Origin of the sequence: Neobacillus dielmonensis, assembly GCF_000612665.1 — a bacterium.
Taxonomy (GTDB): Bacteria; Bacillota; Bacilli; order Bacillales; family Cytobacillaceae; genus Neobacillus; species Neobacillus dielmonensis.
Genome location: NZ_HG942066.1, coordinates 126884 through 143829, shown reverse-complemented (window position 1 = coordinate 143829; position 16946 = coordinate 126884). Strand labels below are relative to the sequence as shown.

The 16946-nt window shown below is 42.4% G+C and carries 13 protein-coding genes and 1 pseudogene; 7 read left to right on the top strand and 7 right to left on the bottom strand.

What is annotated here, in order from left to right:
- Nucleotides 1–95: 95 nt before the first annotated feature.
- Nucleotides 96–662, bottom strand: coding sequence for an NADPH-dependent FMN reductase (locus BN2425_RS13185; protein ID WP_042460165.1), 567 nt, complete (start codon nucleotides 660–662; stop codon nucleotides 96–98).
- Nucleotides 659–1732, bottom strand: coding sequence for an LLM class flavin-dependent oxidoreductase (locus BN2425_RS13180; RefSeq protein WP_042460500.1), 1074 nt, complete (start codon nucleotides 1730–1732; stop codon nucleotides 659–661). The genes BN2425_RS13185 and BN2425_RS13180 overlap by 4 nt, the downstream gene beginning before the upstream one ends.
- A gap of 341 nt (nucleotides 1733–2073) precedes the next feature.
- On the opposite strand from BN2425_RS13180, the gene BN2425_RS13175 reads away from it, so the two are divergent.
- Nucleotides 2074–2661 carry an HAD-IA family hydrolase gene (locus BN2425_RS13175; protein WP_042460162.1) on the top strand — a complete coding sequence of 196 codons (588 nt, stop codon included), beginning with the start codon at nucleotides 2074–2076 and terminating at the stop codon, nucleotides 2659–2661.
- Between the two features lie 113 nt (nucleotides 2662–2774).
- Here the strand turns inward: BN2425_RS13175 and BN2425_RS13170 are convergent, their stop codons facing one another.
- Together BN2425_RS13170 and BN2425_RS13165 are read right to left on the bottom strand one after the other, a co-directional pair.
- Nucleotides 2775–3878, bottom strand: coding sequence for a DUF1835 domain-containing protein (locus BN2425_RS13170; RefSeq protein ID WP_042460159.1), 1104 nt, complete (start codon nucleotides 3876–3878; stop codon nucleotides 2775–2777).
- Entirely contained in the window at nucleotides 3875–4504 is a 630-nt protein-coding gene (locus BN2425_RS13165; protein ID WP_042460157.1) for a hypothetical protein, read from the bottom strand. The genes BN2425_RS13170 and BN2425_RS13165 overlap by 4 nt, the downstream gene beginning before the upstream one ends.
- Nucleotides 4505–4643: 139 nt before the next feature.
- Here BN2425_RS13165 and BN2425_RS13160 point away from each other — a divergent pair.
- Together BN2425_RS13160 and BN2425_RS13155 are read left to right on the top strand one after the other, a co-directional pair.
- Nucleotides 4644–5664, top strand: a pseudogene (locus BN2425_RS13160) (S66 family peptidase).
- Nucleotides 5665–5685: 21 nt separating this feature from the next.
- The gene (locus BN2425_RS13155; protein ID WP_042460154.1) at nucleotides 5686–6597 is read left to right on the top strand and encodes a phosphotransferase; all 912 of its coding nucleotides are present in this window, start codon (nucleotides 5686–5688) and stop codon (nucleotides 6595–6597) included.
- Here the strand turns inward: BN2425_RS13155 and BN2425_RS13150 are convergent.
- Nucleotides 6594–9782 (bottom strand): DEAD/DEAH box helicase, encoded by a 3189-nt coding sequence (locus tag BN2425_RS13150; RefSeq protein ID WP_042460151.1) that lies wholly within the window; start codon nucleotides 9780–9782, stop codon nucleotides 6594–6596. The genes BN2425_RS13155 and BN2425_RS13150 overlap by 4 nt on opposite strands.
- A gap of 125 nt (nucleotides 9783–9907) precedes the next feature.
- Between BN2425_RS13150 and BN2425_RS13145 the strand changes: the two genes are divergently transcribed.
- Nucleotides 9908–10903, top strand: coding sequence for a DUF3231 family protein (locus tag BN2425_RS13145; RefSeq protein ID WP_042460148.1), 996 nt, complete (start codon nucleotides 9908–9910; stop codon nucleotides 10901–10903).
- Nucleotides 10904–11331: 428 nt separating this feature from the next.
- Here BN2425_RS13145 and BN2425_RS13140 read toward each other — a convergent pair whose 3' ends face one another.
- Nucleotides 11332–13092 (bottom strand): glycoside hydrolase family 3 protein, encoded by a 1761-nt coding sequence (locus BN2425_RS13140; protein ID WP_042460497.1) that lies wholly within the window; start codon nucleotides 13090–13092, stop codon nucleotides 11332–11334.
- Nucleotides 13093–13363: 271 nt separating this feature from the next.
- Here BN2425_RS13140 and BN2425_RS13135 point away from each other — a divergent pair, with 271 nt between their 5' ends.
- A complete protein-coding gene (locus tag BN2425_RS13135) occupies nucleotides 13364–14260 on the top strand; it encodes a DMT family transporter (protein WP_042460145.1) in 897 nt (298 codons plus the stop codon).
- A gap of 52 nt (nucleotides 14261–14312) precedes the next feature.
- Here BN2425_RS13135 and BN2425_RS13130 read toward each other — a convergent pair whose 3' ends face one another.
- Entirely contained in the window at nucleotides 14313–15239 is a 927-nt protein-coding gene (locus BN2425_RS13130; protein ID WP_042460142.1) for a peptidase MA family metallohydrolase, read from the bottom strand.
- 161 nt (nucleotides 15240–15400) lie between these two features.
- Here BN2425_RS13130 and BN2425_RS13125 point away from each other — a divergent pair, with 161 nt between their 5' ends.
- Entirely contained in the window at nucleotides 15401–15916 is a 516-nt protein-coding gene (locus BN2425_RS13125; RefSeq protein ID WP_042460139.1) for a DoxX family membrane protein, read from the top strand.
- Nucleotides 15917–16062: 146 nt separating this feature from the next.
- Nucleotides 16063–16938: a permease gene (locus BN2425_RS13120; RefSeq protein ID WP_042460136.1), complete on the top strand. Its 876-nt coding sequence runs from the start codon at nucleotides 16063–16065 to the stop codon at nucleotides 16936–16938.
- Nucleotides 16939–16946: the final 8 nt, after the last annotated feature.

The window sequence follows — 16946 nt, the reverse complement described above, 5'->3', positions numbered from 1 at the left end:
GGAGAACCTGTTATACTATTTGAAAGTAATTTTTAAAGAGAAATTTCTCATAAAAAAAACCACAGTTTGACTGTGATTTTTAAAAGGTGGTTCTATTAGAAATCATATTCGGCTTCCTTTGCCTCACGAATCTTAGTATAAGTTTCCGTCAACATCATGGTATCTTCCACTAACCGGTCCAGCCTGATTAAAACATCATCATTGATGATTTGCTTCCTGTGGTAATCCTTTTCTTCAATGAATACATAGGTCTGAACAATTTGGGCTTTCATATAAGACAAAATCGGTTTTAAATGCTGTTCAGCAATTAAGAAGTGCTTGGGGGAACCAGCCGTCACGAGCATGCTGACTACCTTATCCTGAAAAGCATGGATAGGCAGCAGATCAAAGATATTCTTTAACGTAGCCGGTATCGAAGCCTGGAAAATCGGCGTACCAATGATGATTGCATCCGCATCCATGATGGTGTTAGCCACAAACCCAGTATCACCTTCATATTCCAGATAATTGCGTCCATCACTAAATTGCACATTATAGTCGGCCAAGTCAATTAATGTAGCCTCTGCATCTGGATATCTTTCTTTCAGCACCTTCAATGTATAGTCCATTGCGGTTCTTGTTTTCGAGCCAACGATAGAGCCAGATAACCCGACAACCCTCATTGTGATTCCTCCTGTTTCTTTGCTATATATTTTCTGATGGCCGGTAAAATTTCTGTCCCAATGATTTCAATATTTTTGACTAGTTTTTCAAATGGGACTCCGCCAAAATCCATTTGGGCGATATAACGTTGATGACCAAACAATTCGTGCTGGTAGAGGATTTTTTCGATAATTTGCTGCGGACTGCCAATGTTCATAATATCGCGGGGATCTGCTCCCAAAGCGAATGCCTGCTTTGGATATCCGCGACCATTGGTCAGCTTCATCCCTTCGTTAATAAACGGATAATATTCTCTCTGAGCCTGCTGTGTTGTTTCTGCGGCATAAAAGAAACCGGCTGTTGCGACAGGGAGTTCAGACGGATCAAATCCTCTTTCTCTTGCTGCTTCCCGGTAGGCATCAATCGACCGTTTAAAAACAGTAGCCGGTCCGCCTAAATGAGCGAGAAACATGGGGACCCCTGCAAACCCGGCTTTGATGGCACTTGCAGGGGTCCCTCCAACCGCACGCCAAATCGGAAGGGAACCATTTAATGGGCGTGGAAGCACCCGGGCATTTCTTAATGGAGCACGAAATTCTCCACTCCAATTGACGACTTCCTGTTCATTAATCATCAGCAGCAAATCAAATTTTTCTTCGAAAAGTTCTTCATAATTGCGAAGATTATATCCTAGCAAGTCAAACAAGCCGACCCGCGATGCCCTTCCAGCAATTATTTCAGCGCGACCGTTTGAAATTAAGTCAATTGTCGCGAAATCCTCGTACACGCGAACTGGGTCAGATGTGCTGATAATTGTGGAGGAGCTGGCAATTTTGATTTTTTCGGTTGCCTGGGCAATGGCTGACAACACGACTGTATGTGCCTGAGTAGCAAAATAGTCTTGATGGCTTTCTCCCACACTGATAAAATCAATCCCCGCTTGCTCGGCCAGTTTTGCTAACTCGATAATTTCATTGAGACGCTGCTGGGCGGTAATACTTTCTCCGGTTAGCGGGTTAGGTAGATGGTCACCTAGTGTGTAGAGGCCGAACTCCAGGCCCTTACTTGGATCTATTCGATATTTTTTCAATATTACTTTCCCTTCTTTCAGTTGCTGCACGAAAAGGATCTTTTCCTATTAACGTTTTTTGTTATTTTTCTACAGAAGGGATGGTTGCATACCTTACTGTCGTTGAAATACCAACAGTGTAGTACCTAAAGAAGCTATGTGTCAAATCCAAGATTCTCAATACTGAGATATGTTATAAAATAAACTTCGCCCGCCTTCAACCAGCTGCCGAATTCTCCTAGCCAAATAATAATGGCCGATGCCATACAATTATGAATGACGGAAAATTGCAGTGAAGATAGGACAATGCTTATAATAACATCATGTTAAATAGTCAACATGGTTGGAAAAGAGGGATACTTTTGAATATATTGTGGGATTTTGATGGGACGCTGTTTGATACCTACCCGGCGCTTGTCCAAGGTTTTATTGAATTAAGCGGGCAAGACCTTGATCCAGAGGAAGTACTTAGCTGGCTGAAAAAGGACTCCAAAACAACGTTTAGGCACTATGGGATCGATGAAAGCCAACGAAGAAAATATCAAGAATTGTATAACCATTACTCCAGACTAACCAGCAAGCCATTCGATTACCTGGAGGAAGCTTTAGCTTCTGCAGAACATAATGTGATTGTTACTCACCGTGACAAAGAATCGACACGCTACCTGTTGAATAAATATGATTTGGCCAAATACTTTACCGAGATTGTATCCGTTGAGGAGCAAGGGTTCACCAGAAAACCCCACACCTCCGCCTATGAATACGTCCTAGAAAAGTTCCAAATCGACTTAGTCGTCGGCGATCGTGACCTCGACCTAATACCAGCCAGAAAACTAAACATCCAAACAGTCGCCTTCCAAAACCCAAACATCCAAGCCGACACCCATATCAACAGCTACGCACAATTTATACCTGTCGTACTGAATGGGGACAGTCCCCCATCACTTTAATGCATTACTTTGGCGGGGGCCTGTCCCCCACTATATTAAAGCGTTACTCCGCCGGGGGCCTGTCCCCCACTACATTAAAGCGTTACTCCGCCGGGGGCCTGTCCCCCGCCATATTAAAGCGTTGCTTTAGCGGGGAGTCTGACGGAGTAGTGTCTCATGGATTTGGGGATTCCTTTTAGTTCGAGTTTCTGGTTATAGACCATATGTCTAATTCGGTATTCTAGGTACGAGTCGCTTACGGGTTCTTGCATTTGGGCTAGGGTTGCGCCCACTGCTCTTGCTGTCAATATATAGTCGTCGTTTTGTTGCAAACTTCTTATAGTGTCAAGAATGAGAGAATCATAATAATCTTCGGAAACGCTGATGATACGGCTATCTTTCCAAATCCTTAATACCTGCTTACCCTCAGCTAGCTCCCGCCACTCTTTTTGATATTGGCGCTTTTCCTCATCCGATAAAGGTTTACCTTTTACTGTTTCAAATATATGTTTTAATTTATCTGGATGAATTTCACTAGTATGCGTAATATGGTGAAATTCGTCCTGCATATCTACAATTTCATTATCGAAATCTGTTGAGTTGATTAAATAGATATCATTCGACTTTCCAGCCAGCAATGTTAGAATATACCGGATTCCGGTTTGCTCTTTGGCGTTATTGGCAGTCCATAGATAAATCGACACCTGTTCAGGTATATCCTCGATTTCTAAAAGAGTATTCAAATATTTTATTTCATGTTCATAATCATCCATCCCAGTGTTAATGTTCTCGCCAAGCCACTCGAATCGAAAATCTTGTCCATCTTTCTCTTGAAGCCTCCAAAGCGGCCCTATCTCGAAGAAATCTGGAAACCCAATGACTGTCTTCGGCCGCTCGAGCCCAAACCTTAATGAACCGGCTGCTGATTCCGAGACCGTAATATGTACGGGCGCATCCCCCTGACGCACGAGGTGTTTTTGGATTTGCTTATTGATGTTCTCGAGCATAACAACATGTTCATCCAGTCTTACGGCAAATCCTCTGCCAACAAGCGGCTGGTATTCTTCATGATGAAACCGGTCAAACTCACCCGGACTTTCAATTTCATAGGTTTGCCACTCTCCGGTATGATGAAGTTCATCCAGAGTTAAATATCGCTCGGCTTCAATTTTATAGACAAACACCACATTATTCTCGTCGAAAAAATAGATATAAGGATAATTTGCTTTCGTCTTCATTTTCCGGCTCCTTTCCCCAAAATAAAGACAATTTCCAGCCCCGTTGGTTTATCCTTGAATGGGTCATGATACTCTTTAAAAGTCAGCTTCAATTCGGAATAATCCTCCGGTATCCTTGGCGAGACAATAAAATTCCTGCTGTACTGTCCTCCCGAGCCTCGACCGGTATCCATCCAGCATTCGTACTTTTCTCCCATATCCAGTTCCAGATAGGCAGGGCGTTCATGATGTAAATGCCTCTCCTCGTGTTCCTCCTCGGTTTCATGCCAATCGCAATTCAGTTGAACGACACTAGCATTGTCAAACTGACGGATAAAGGTAATTGTATACAAATGGCCATCTTTTTCAACAGCCTTTAGAACGGGAATGTGTTTAATAAAGTTCCTTGGTTCCACTCGTGTCTTGAATATCTCTTCATTTCGTAACAACCCGAATAACGAGTTTAACAAATCCTCATACAAACCATACTTTGCGGACCATTCTGCCAGCGAATCAGCCGGCGGGAACCCCGGGTTATGGTTCGATACCTCCCTTCGTTTTTTCAGCAAGGCACAAATCTCATCATCAATGGGAAACAACCGATTATCATAATAGTCTGTGGGGCGCTCAAACCGTAAACGTTTCATTCCTTTCCACCTCGTTACCATCCTTTTATCATTACACTACCAAATAATGGTGCTTACCTCCATAATCTCTATAAAAAAATATGGTTGAGCCCGATTAATTTTGGTAAAATCATGAAAAACCATACGGGAGGAACTTACCTTGATTACCTATCCCCTTTTAAAAAAAGGAGCAACGATCGGTGTGACTGCACCATCTTCCGGTGTACCTGCTGAGCTGCATAACCTCGTAAAACTTGCTTGCCAAAGGCTGGAGCAAGAGGGATTCACAACGATTTGCGGGGACACCGTTTGGACACAGCAAAAGGCTAAATCTGCCCCTGCCCAAAAAAGAGCCGCAGAACTTAATGAAATGATGAGAAATGATGCGATTGACATCATCATTCCTCCATGGGGCGGCGAGCTAATGGTGGAAATTCTAGAACAGGTGGACTTTTAAAATGTGAAAAACAAATGGGTATTAGGTTACTCTGATATAAGTGGGCTGCTGCTGGCAATTACGCTAAAAACAGGAATCGCGACAGCTCACGGCACAAACTTAATAGACTTGAGAGGCAAATACTCGGACGAAACGACTGCCAAGTGGCAATCGGTGTTATCAACAAAACCAGGAGAAGCTGTCCTGCAGGAATCCTCTCCCCTTTTTCAAAAAGAATGGCACCACGACCGGCCAACGGATTACATTTTTCATTTAACAGAAAAAACAGTCAGTTTGGAAGACCGTTCCCAGTGGTAAAGTAAGAATTGAAGGCCGGCTCTTGGGAGGGTGCATTGACATTATCAGGCATCTGGTCGGAACCCCTTATGGAGATGTGCGGCGTTTTAGAGAATGGCATATCCAGGACGACCCTGTTATTTGGTATCTAGAAAACTGTGAATTAAATACAGCTGATTTGCGCAGATCATTAGTCCAAATGAAGCTCGCTGGCTGGTTTGAGAACTGTTCCGGGCTGATGTTCGGCCGCAGTCCTGCCAATCATCCTGTGGATGACTATACTGCAGAGGACATTTATCAAGAACTAGCTGACGAGTTAGAGATTCCGATTATCTATGACATTGATTGCGGGCACGTTCCACCGCAGATTACGTTTATTAATGGCGCCTATGCAGTGGTCGAGACTGCAAAAGGCAATGGAACAGTCAGGCAATTTTTCCAGCCGTAACGCACTAATCGGAGGTGGATTATGAGTAAACCGTGGGAACCGGAGCACGACATTTCGATTGATAATGCAACAGAGATGATAGAAAAACAGTTTCCCCAGCTAAAGCCTGCCCAGGTAACCATTCTAGGTGAGGGATTTGATAATTCCGTTTTTCTCGTCAATAACCAATATGTATTTCGGTTTCCGCGGCGGCAAATCGCAGCCACCTTAATGGAAACAGAATGCCGGATACTTCCATTGATTGCACCCATGTTGCCATTTTCTATCCCCCATCCGCAATTTTTAGGAATACCTGAAAATGAATATCCTTGGCCATTCGCCGGATATGAAATGTTAAGGGGAAACACTCCCGTCGGATTGACAGAGGAACAACGAGCCCAATCAGCGAAACCTCTAGCACTTTTTTTAAAAAATCTCCACAGTTTTCCGACTAGAAAAGCGAAGCAGTTGAGCATTCCCTATGATCAACTTGGTCGACTAAATTTAGTAAAAAGAAAACCAATGCTCGAAGAAAATATTGAAAGAGCAATGGAGCAAGGATTGTTGGATTCTTTCATAGTAGAAAAACTGAATAGTTTTCTTGCCACCATAAGCGGGCCTTTTGAAGACGAGACACTAGCATTGGTCCATGGTGACTTGCATATTAAGAATATGCTAGTAAGCGACAAAGGGGAGATTTCAGCTGTAATAGATTGGGGTGACCTACATATCGGCCACCCCGTAATCGATTTGTCAATCGTTTATAGTTTTTTACCTGCCGCGGGCCGAAATGAATTTTTCCAATGGTACGGCGATGTTTTACCTGAATGGAAAAAGGCGGCAAAGTTTAAAGCGATTTATACGCTAATGATGCTCTTATTGTATGCGGACGCCCAAAATGATCAAGTTCTTCGAACCGAATGTGATGCGGCTCTTCGTCTAGCATTAACTTAAGGTATCATCAATATTTCCCGAATATCCTCCTCAGTCAGCATTGCCAGCGCCTTCTCGTCCGAGTCGATAACTTCCTCAACAAGGCGGCGCTTTTTTTCCTGCAATTGATTCATTTTCTCTTCAATTGTCCCTCGAGCAATGAGCTTTATGACTTGAACGGTATTTTTTTGCCCCATTCGATGGGCACGGTCCGCCGCTTGCTCCTCAACAGCTGGGTTCCACCAAGTATCATACAAAATCACCGTATCGGCCCCCATCAGATTGAGCCCGGTACCGCCTGCTTTTAACGAAATCAGAAATAAATCCCGCTCGCCACGATTAAATCGGTCGCAAATTTGAACCCTTTCCTCAGGAGGAGTCTGCCCATCCAGATAAAAGAATGGCATGCCTTTTACGGTAAGCTCACGGCCAATCATCCCTAACATTTTGGTAAACTGGGAAAAAATCAGAACCCTTCTTCCAGATTGCCGCGATTCCTCTAGTATCCCCATCAGCTGTTCAAACTTGGAGGAACTGCCTTTATACCCATCCACAAACAAACCAGGATGGCAGCAAATTTGCCGCAGGCGTGTCAAACCAGCCAAAATTCTAATTCGATTTTTTCGAATTGTATCTTTATCAAGACGCTTTAACGTATCATGTCTTAGCTTAGCTAAATAGGCGGCATACAATTTCTTTTGCTCGGCAAATAATTCCACCGATTCCAAGGACTCGATTTTCTCAGGGAGCTCTGACAGCACGTCCTCTTTTATCCGGCGCAACAAAAACGGCCGGATTCGTCGGGCCACTTTTTCCCTAGTAAGCTGACTAAATTCCTTGAGTCCAAGGAAAAGTTCAGGAAAGACGACATGATAAATTGACCATAGCTCTTCCAGTGAATTTTCAACCGGCGTGCCAGTGAGCGCAAAACGATAGCGCGACTGCAGCCGCTTCACTGCCCGCGCTGTCTGCGTCAATGGATTTTTAAAGGCTTGGGCTTCATCAAAAAACACTGTATGGAAAGACTGCCTCTCCAGCCAGCTAATTTCCCTCCGTACCAATGGATAGGAAATAATCATGACATCGACATCACCGACCTTTTCAAACAGCTTTGTTCGTTCAGCCTTGGTTCCGTCGATCACAACCGCCTGCAAATCGGGGGCAAACTTATATAATTCACTAAGCCAGTTATACGTCAAGGACGATGGACATACCACAAGGACAGGCTGTTTTTCTTTGCGGATTTCGGGCAGCTCCGAAACGATAAACGCAATACTCTGAATGGTTTTGCCAAGTCCCATGTCATCCGCTAAAATGCCGCCGAATCCATAAAAAGCCAGTGTTTTCATCCATTGGAATCCGACTTTTTGATAATCCTTGAGTATGGTATCCAAACTCTTTGGGACCTCAAACTGCAAACGGCCTGGATGGTGGAGAACATCAAGCAGCTCACGGAAAGATTCCTCTAGTTTAAACGCATCACTTACCTCCACCGTATCAAGAAGCTGCAAACATTGTTCTAATGGCAAATCCAGGCCATTAGCCAAATCTTGGTCTTTGGTGAGTGGGGAAAGCAAAAATCTTTGGATTTCGGCAAACTCCCGCGTTTGCAGCGACAGTAAAGAGCCATTCGGCAGCCGATAATATTTTCGTTTTTCTTCTAATGCCTGTAAGACCTCACGAATCTCTCCATCTGAGATGCCATTCATTTCAAACTTGAATTCGAGCCAATTTGTCCGCTCCTTCATGACCTTCACCCGTACACGAGGATGGGCCGTTTCTCGGACAATTCGATTTCTGACAGCCGTAGTGGCATAAATTTGCACCAGTTTCTGTAGTTTGGGAACCACGTGGATCAAGAACTCATACTCAAGCTCTTCATTATGCAAAAAATAACCGCCATCTGTCTTAGCGAAAGAACTATCCTCCATCAGCTTTAGGATTTGTTCTTCTTTATCCACATCCCGGATTACCAGGCTACCTATGGGCAAGTCCCTATCTTCCAATGGATTAATGACCCAATTTTCATAATGGAATTCAAGTCCGGCAAGAAACAGGTTGTTCACGCGATCGAGGTATAGCTTTGCTTTCAATGGAGTTTTCAGCCACTGCTTGGATACGGCATCAGATACCGTAACTTGTCCAATCCTTTTTAAGTCCCGTGTTGCTGTTTCTAAGAAAAACTGGATTTGCTGAATTGGTATAGGTATTTGATCGGTTCCGGAATCTTCGAGCATTTGTTTCATTTCTTTAAGACGCTGAAAATCTTGGACGTCGAATTGCTTAATGTTCCCTTCAAATAGAACAGCCTGATAGGAATCCAGGAGTATCATGCGGTCGAGTCCTTTTACGTTCAATCGATATCCCTTGTGCTCTGTGTTCAAAAGAGAAAAATGCAAGGGCAGTTTATCTATGACCTGCAGCCCTTCGTAAGCCTGTCCACCGTACTCAACGAATACATTTTGCGTCTTGTGCAGCAGCGGCAACAGCCGTGTCCAGGCAGATGGCGGCACATGGAGCATTTGCCGCTCCTCGTTTGCAGCTGAACTTCCGTACACCTGTTCATCACGCATGGTTTGAATGAGCTGATGGACCACTAAATCGGCATCCCTTTGCAAACAAAATTGTTCAGGGTCCAGTTGAAAAGAACTGTCAACTTGGGAAATCGTTCCCTCGCTTATTTGCTTTAGGAAACGCCGGATATTTTCAACTTTGGCCAATCCAATAGTTAGTTCCATTCCAATCAAGTACTGACCCTTGCCTATTTCAACTGGTTTGCAAGTGATTGTGGTTTCTAACTGATGTCTTTGCTCAAAGTGGCGCAAAGGACCGGATGATTTCCTCGACGAAGTCTTAAAAATGGTAAGGAAATCCTCTGTTAGTTGGACTTCTGGTTTGTCAACAATTGCAGGAGTTGTTTTTTTCCGTTGATGGTCATAAATTGCTACCAAAACGGCAGCAATGTGCTGGCAGTCTTTATGATAGGAAGCTAATTTCGGGCAGGTACAGTCTGTGTGGATTCCACCTCGAGCATCGCTTTGGACGGTGACAAGGAAATCTTCTTCACCTATTACAATCGCTTTAAAGCGATTTTCATCGTATTGGTAAAAGTGCACTTTATTATTCCGGTAAAAATAATCCCCGCGTTTGAAGGAAACGGTGCCGCACATATCTTGAATAGTTTTTTGATTTAATGGAACGATCATGGCCCTGCTCTTTCCTCCAATCTCACGTTTTAGTCGATAAACTCAATTTTAACACATAAATGATTCTTCCAAGGTTAAAATAACACAGAAATGGAAGCGCCTGTAATGGTAAAGGAAGGATACGCATGCAAAACAATCCTAAAAGTTTAACCTCACCTGAAATTACAAACCTATGGACCCATTATGCCCGCGAAACATTATCCGTCTGCGTTACGAAATATATGCTTAGAATCGTGAAGGATCAAGAGATAAATAAACTGCTGCAGACAGCTCTTGAAATGTCTGAACAGCATATTAAAACACTTCAAGACTTTTTTAATAAAGAAAATTTCCCCGTTCCTAAGGGGTATACAGACAAGGATGCCAACTATGATGCCCCTCCATTGCTTTCAGATCTTTTTTGTTTGTCTTACCTACATACGATGACCCAGCACGGGTCCCAATCATACAGCCTTGCGTTTAGCGTTTCGATTCGAAAAGATATGAGGGATTTTTATTATCAATGCAATCTGGATACAATGGACCTTTATAACCGCTCACTAGAGTTATTGATTGCGAAGAATTATTATGATAAACCGCCTTTATTCGAGACGCCAAAAAATGTCCAATATATTAACCATCTCCAGTACATGACAGATGTATTCGGTGAGCGCAGGAAAATGAACTCCATAGAAGTGGGGAACGTCTTTTTCAATTTAGAGAAAAGCAGGCTATCCAAAGCTCTTTTTATTGCCTTTAGGCAAGCCTGCAAGGATAAAGATGTTAATAAGTTTTTGGATAAATGTATAGAACTTAAGAATAAGCATATTGGAGTTTTCTCTAACCTGCTATTACAGGAAAACTTCCATACTCCCCGCACCTTGGACACAGAAATTACCAACTCTACTGTCTGCCCGTTCTCCGACAGGCTGATTGCCTTCCATGTAGGCTTCCTAATATCAGCAGCCATCACCTATTACGGTGCAGCCGGAACCGCCTGCATGCGAGTAGATATCACCGCCAATTGCGAACGTGCGATCATGGGTGACTTCCTCGTCTTCGGCTCCTTCAGCAAACTCATCATCAAAAAAGGCTGGCTCGAACAACCGCCCTTCGCCGACGACCGCCTAATGCTAAGCTAGGGGGTCAGGCCCCCAGCACGGTACCGCTTTACTGTGGCGGGGGACAGGCCCCCACCGAGGTAAAGCGGTGATGCAGCAGGGACAAGCCCTAAACAAAGCTTAATATTTCGGTAATAGTTTATTAATATTTGAGGTTTATAGTGGAGGTAGTGGGGATAGCGTGTGTGGCTATCATGGTATTGGGCGAAGGTGGAGCCGGTACTTTATGTTTTGGGTGTTATTGTAAACATTTTTTGCTAGGAGGGAATGCTTGGGGTGTTTCTGTTTGTAAGCGCTTTACAACATGGGCGATTTTAGATTTTAAAGCATTCCTTCGTAGCGGCCAATTTTAACATCAAATAAAAAAGTATCATTCGCTCAATATAGACGAATGATACTTTTTTCATTTTGGGCTTTTTTGAGTTAACCCGCGGTAAATTCAGTAAGCATTAAATTCTCGTATCCACAAATCCGCAAAACGCATCTACAGGACTAACACCTTTAAATTCAGAACGTCCCATTAATTTTTCAACCAATACCTCAAGCGTTTGCTTTCTGCTGTCGTACGCATTGATGTATGTCTTGACTTGCGGCACATCAGCCAAATGGTATGGGTATTGAACAGAGATGAAAATAGTTGGTACTTCATGGATATAGAATGGAATATCCGGTGTCCCTTTACTTGCAGGCCAAACGATTCTTTGAACCGTTCCTGGGTTGACATTGGCGATATTGATGATCAAATCATAATAATCCGTCAACTCCGTAATCGGCCGTTTTTGTGCATAAACATTGGCAATCGCTGCGCCTCTTTCTTCTTCCGGAAGCTTCATGATCCTCTCTTCTGTGGATTCCCAAACCGTTACTTCGAAACCTTGGGCCTCTAACAGTTCTTTCATCATATCGACAGCTTTGTCTTTACTTCCGATCAATGCGCCGAATCCGCCCTGCACGCCTTTGACATCCACCAATAATACCCGTTTGAACTTTTCAGGAGTGACCGGCCAGATATCTTGTTTATCTTTTACTAAAGTAATGGCTTGGTCAGCCACTTCTTTGAATAAAGCTTTGTTTTCCGGAAGACCGATTTGGGCCAAAGCTTCTTCTTTTGGCGGGAGGATTTCTGTTTTGGCCTTTTTATGAAGCCCCAGCATCGCTTTCAAGCCTAAAATTCGCTCTAAAGCTTCTTGCAAGCGGTCTTCCGTAATGATTCCTTCCCTATAGCCGTCCATCATGTATCCGAAATCTTCATCGGGATCATTAAAGAATAAGAACAAATCACATCCGGCAGATATGGCGGTTGGAAGCAGTTTGCTTCGTTTCATGGCGCCAGTCAGACCTAACATGTGGCTTGCATCTGTCACAACAACACCATTAAAGCCAAGCCTTCCGCGAAGCAGATCAGTCGTAATTTCTTTAGAAAGTGTGGCTGGCAATAATTCTTCATCCTTCACATCAGGGTTAAAGAACCGCTGGTAAGCAGGCATATGGATATGACCGGCCATAATCGAAGGAAGCCCTGCGTCTATTAATCCTTGATAAACCTTGCCATACGTCTTGTCCCATTCTTCGGTGGACAAGCTGTTGACACTAAAAGATAAATGCTGGTCGCGCTCATCCATTCCATCACCCGGCCAGTGTTTGGCGGCAGGAGCAATTCCGCTTTCCTGAATTCCCTTCATGTAAGCAAGACTCAATTCCAGCACTTTATCCGGATTGGAACCAAAGGAACGGCTTGAAATGATAGGGTTGCGCCAATTGTAGTTAATATCCACGATTGGGGCAAAGCTCCAGTTGCAGCCGATGGCTGATGCTTCTACGCCGGAAACGCGGCCCATTTCGTAAGCATATTTTACATCATTGGCGGCTCCGATTTTAACCTCCACCCCTACTTCCGTTCCATCCGTACAAGCTCCATTCCCGCCTGCTTCTGTATTGGCAGCGATAAGCAGCGGAATCTTGCTGTTTTCTTGAAGAATTCTGTTTTGCTCATAGACTTCTTCTGCTTTACCAGGATTGTAGCGGACACCCGCGATATGATAGTTTTCCAGAACATCCTTAAGATATTCTTCAGTACGGCTGGATCCCATGTTGATAAATAGTTGGCCAATCTTTTCTTCAATAGTCATAGACTCAATGGTTTCTTTTACCCATTTGATATCAGAATCGGAAAGATAGTACGGTTTTGCTTTTAAATCTACGTTTGCCATGATGTACTCTCCTTTTTTTATATGAATAAAAAACATTCCTTGCTTCAAATAAAGATATGTTTTCCTGCCCATGATGCATTTAACACCAAGAACATCTTGTATACTAGTATATTACTGTTTTAAAAAACAATCCAGCTTTTTCGAAACCGTTAACATAAATTTCATAATTGGGCCTATAAGGGCTGCCCTCTCTATTTTTCTGAATAACTGAAAAATTAGGTTGAGAATTAATCCAATTTATGATTGGATTAAAAATTAGGAGGGATACAACATGAAGGGGAAAATGAGATTGGTGATAACGATGCTCATTTTTGGGAGCATCGGACTTTTTGTTAAAAATATAGATTTAACTTCAAGCGAAATAGCTTTTTTACGAGGGGTAATTGGAAGTGTCTTTCTTCTGTTAGCCAGTTTACTAATTAAACACAAACCTTCCATGAAAGCATTAAAAGAAAACGCAGTTTTGCTTCTGGTTTCTGGCGCTGCCATTGGACTTAACTGGATTTTCCTATTTGAATCGTATCGGTACACGACAATTTCTAACGCCACCATCAGCTATTACTTTGCACCGGTGTTCGTGATGATTCTGGCTCCATGGGTCCTGAAAGAAAAGCTGACCGCAAGCAAGATTGTCTGCATTATACTAGCCATGATCGGTTTATTTTTAATCGTAAATCCGGGTTCAGGAAGCGCGGACAGTTCGGCAAACCACACGCTGGGCATCACCTACGGGCTATTGGCCGCCGCGTTATATGCCAGTGTGATCTTAATGAATAAGTTTATTAAAAATCTATCAGGTTTTGAAATTACCTTAATTCAATTGATGGCCGCTGCATTGGTTCTGCTGCCCTATATCAGTTGGAAAGGTCAGCTCAACTTTACTGGGTTAAACTCCACATCAATTGTTTTCATTTTAATCCTTGGCATTATCCACACGGGATTAGCCTACTTTTTATACTTTACATCCATTCAGGAATTAAAGGGGCAAACCATAGCAGTTCTTAGCTACATCGATCCGATTTCTGCCGTAATCTTCGCAGCAATATTTCTGAATGAAAGCATGACCTGGATACAAATAATAGGTGGAATCCTCATACTAGGTTCCACATTCATCAGCGAAAAACTGGAACTAAAAATCAAGAAAAACGGACAAACAACCACAACATAGATATTTCAACGCTTTAAAGGAGTGGGGGCCTGTCCCCCACTCCTTTAAAGCGTTACTGCATTTGTGTGATTTTGGTTTCTAGTTCGCTGGTTGGTATTCCTGTTGCTTCTTTGAAACTTGTCTCAAAGTCTCCGGTTTGATTGGTGGTTTGAATGATTTGTTTTAAGGTGTCTGTCCCGAATGCATCTATTAGGTATTTGACAGCGAAGTAACTTTGCTCATAGACGTTTGTCCCCTCTTGATTCCTTGCTTCCTGCCATTGTGTTCCGTCATGTAATTGGTCAAAAGGTACTACTTTTGAAATTGAATACTCTACGGTTGTTTGGTCATTCCCGACATATTCGGAGATTCCTTCGTTAAACCAGGTTGGATAAGCTGAGATACCTTCCTTAGATTTGTCCACCATTCGTTGAAAAATATAGTGAGTGTATTCGTGCAGGATCGACTTTTGAAAGAAATACAATTGGGTTTCATTCTTTTGTAATATATATTCCTTGTTACTATAATTGATTGCCATTAACCTATCAAAATCGGAATAAAAGCCGGATATATCCGGAAGATCCGCAAATTCACTCATTTCCTCCCTGTCCTCAAACACGATAAGATCTACATGTCTTTCTTTAATATCTCCAAAGAGCTCTCTATTTTTGGCTTTCGCCCAATCAATGGTTTCTTTTGTTAAAGGAAGGATTTCCGAAAAATTATCATGGTAGTAAATAGAGATTCCCCCATAATCAAACTTTTTCCTATCTGCTTTAAGCTTGTTTTCCGAATCACTATCAAAATTTAGCAATAAAACACTTTTGATAGATTGATAATAAGAAATCCGTTCATGTGTCCGCTTCTCCAATTCATTATGTATAAAAATACTGACTCCAATTGCAAGCAATACAATAATGGATAATACCACTAGAGTAATAACCATCAGCCTTTTCATCAACTGCTTCATTTCCCCGCCTGCCTCTTGTTGGTTCCCCATTCTTTTTACCAGTTTATCTCAAAACTGTTAGCTGTTCAAAAGTTTGTCATAACATTTCGAACAAAATTTGAACTTATCACTATTGCCATGTTTTTTACCGTCAAATTATATATATTAATGGTGTAAAGAAAAACAAAAGAACTTAAGGGGTGGAACAAATTATGTTTAACAAATTTTTAAGAGAAAACAAATACGCTGCTATCATTCTTACGGTTTTACGTTTATATCTTGGTTATTCTTGGTTCACAGCTGGACTTGGTAAATTAACTGGCGGATTTGATGCTTCCGGTTTCCTGAAAGGGGCCATTGCCAACCCAGTTAAAGGGCCTGAAGGCGATGTAGTATTCGGCTGGTATGTCAGCTTCTTAAAAGGTATTGCGTTGCCAAACGTCCACGTATTCAACACAATCGTTCCTTGGGGTGAAACCTTAATCGGTTTAGGATTGCTTTTAGGCTGCTTAACAACAGCTGCCATGTTCTTCGGATTATTCATGAACTTCGCTTTCTTCTTAGCCGGAACAGTATCTCACAACCCTAGAGACATATTCTTAGGCTTCATCATCTTAACTGCAGGTTACAACGCTGGCAGAATCGGTTTAGACCGCTGGGTCATTCCATTCATCAGAAAGTTCACTAACAAGAATGCTGCCGCTGAAAAACCAAAGGCTGCCGCGTAACCATACAAAAGGCGATTCAGGAATCCTGAATTGCCTTTTTTTCTGTACATAAAGATTCTTTCCTGATTTGGAAACTGAAAAATAACTCCTTTTCATGGCAAATCTGATATAATAGGTTTGCTTTTTTTACAACAGGAGGAACTCCGATGGATCAATTATTGCAATTAAATACAATATTTATCAGTATCGTAATAGAAGCGATCCCCTTTATTATCATTGGTGCCTTTGTTTCTGCGCTTATTGAAGTATTTGTCTCTGAAAATATGATTGTGCGCATTATGCCGAAAAATCGAATTCTTTCCGTCATTACAGCTAGTTTAGTAGGTGCATTATTTCCAGGCTGTGAATGTGGAATCATCCCGATTACAAAAAGATTAGTAGAAAAAGGTGTCGGTCTCCCGGCAGCCATTTCATTTATGCTCACGGGACCCATTATTAATCCCATTGTTTTGTTCTCTACTTATATTGCCTTCGGAAACAGCTGGACGATGGTCTGGTATCGTTCAGGCTTTGCAATTGCGGTTTCCATTTTAGTGGGGATTGTGCTTTCATTCGTGATTAAAGAAAATCAATTAAAAATCAACCCTGACCAACACGCACATGTCCATGACCATTCCAATCAAACTACAAAGCAAAAATTATGGAGTGTCATTACCCATACAATTGATGAGTTTTTCAATGTTGGGAAGTTCTTGGTTATGGGTTCTTTAATTGCATCAGCCATGCAGACCTATATCCCAACCGCTACCCTGGCTACGCTTGGCCATACTAAAGTTGCAGCAGTTCTTGTCATGATGGCGTTAGCTTTTATCCTATCGATTTGTTCTGAAGCGGATGCCTTTGTGGCTTCTTCGTTCAGAAACACATTCTCACAAAGCTCGATTGTCACATTCCTGGTGTTCGGTGCCATGGTGGATATCAAAAACCTGTTAATGATGTTTGGAACGTTTAAACCCAAATTTGTGGTTCTTCTGGTATCTCTTATCTCAGCATTTGTGTTTATTGGATCACTTTTATTGTAAAGGGGGGA

Excerpts from the sequence above, each read along its gene's own strand:
- BN2425_RS13140 (WP_042460497.1), bottom strand. The coding sequence starts at position 13,092 with ATGGCAAACGTAGATTTAAAAGCAAAACCGTACTATCTTTCCGATTCT.
- BN2425_RS13145 (WP_042460148.1), top strand. The coding sequence starts at position 9,908 with ATGCAAAACAATCCTAAAAGTTTAACCTCACCTGAAATTACAAACCTA.
- BN2425_RS13120 (WP_042460136.1), top strand. The coding sequence starts at position 16,063 with ATGGATCAATTATTGCAATTAAATACAATATTTATCAGTATCGTAATA.
- BN2425_RS13125 (WP_042460139.1), top strand. The coding sequence starts at position 15,401 with ATGTTTAACAAATTTTTAAGAGAAAACAAATACGCTGCTATCATTCTT.
- BN2425_RS13185 (WP_042460165.1), bottom strand. The coding sequence starts at position 662 with ATGAGGGTTGTCGGGTTATCTGGCTCTATCGTTGGCTCGAAAACAAGA.
- BN2425_RS13150 (WP_042460151.1), bottom strand. The coding sequence starts at position 9,782 with ATGATCGTTCCATTAAATCAAAAAACTATTCAAGATATGTGCGGCACC.
- BN2425_RS13170 (WP_042460159.1), bottom strand. The coding sequence starts at position 3,878 with ATGAAGACGAAAGCAAATTATCCTTATATCTATTTTTTCGACGAGAAT.
- BN2425_RS13155 (WP_042460154.1), top strand. The coding sequence starts at position 5,686 with ATGAGTAAACCGTGGGAACCGGAGCACGACATTTCGATTGATAATGCA.
- BN2425_RS13130 (WP_042460142.1), bottom strand. The coding sequence starts at position 15,239 with ATGGGGAACCAACAAGAGGCAGGCGGGGAAATGAAGCAGTTGATGAAA.
- BN2425_RS13135 (WP_042460145.1), top strand. The coding sequence starts at position 13,364 with ATGAAGGGGAAAATGAGATTGGTGATAACGATGCTCATTTTTGGGAGC.
- BN2425_RS13165 (WP_042460157.1), bottom strand. The coding sequence starts at position 4,504 with ATGAAACGTTTACGGTTTGAGCGCCCCACAGACTATTATGATAATCGG.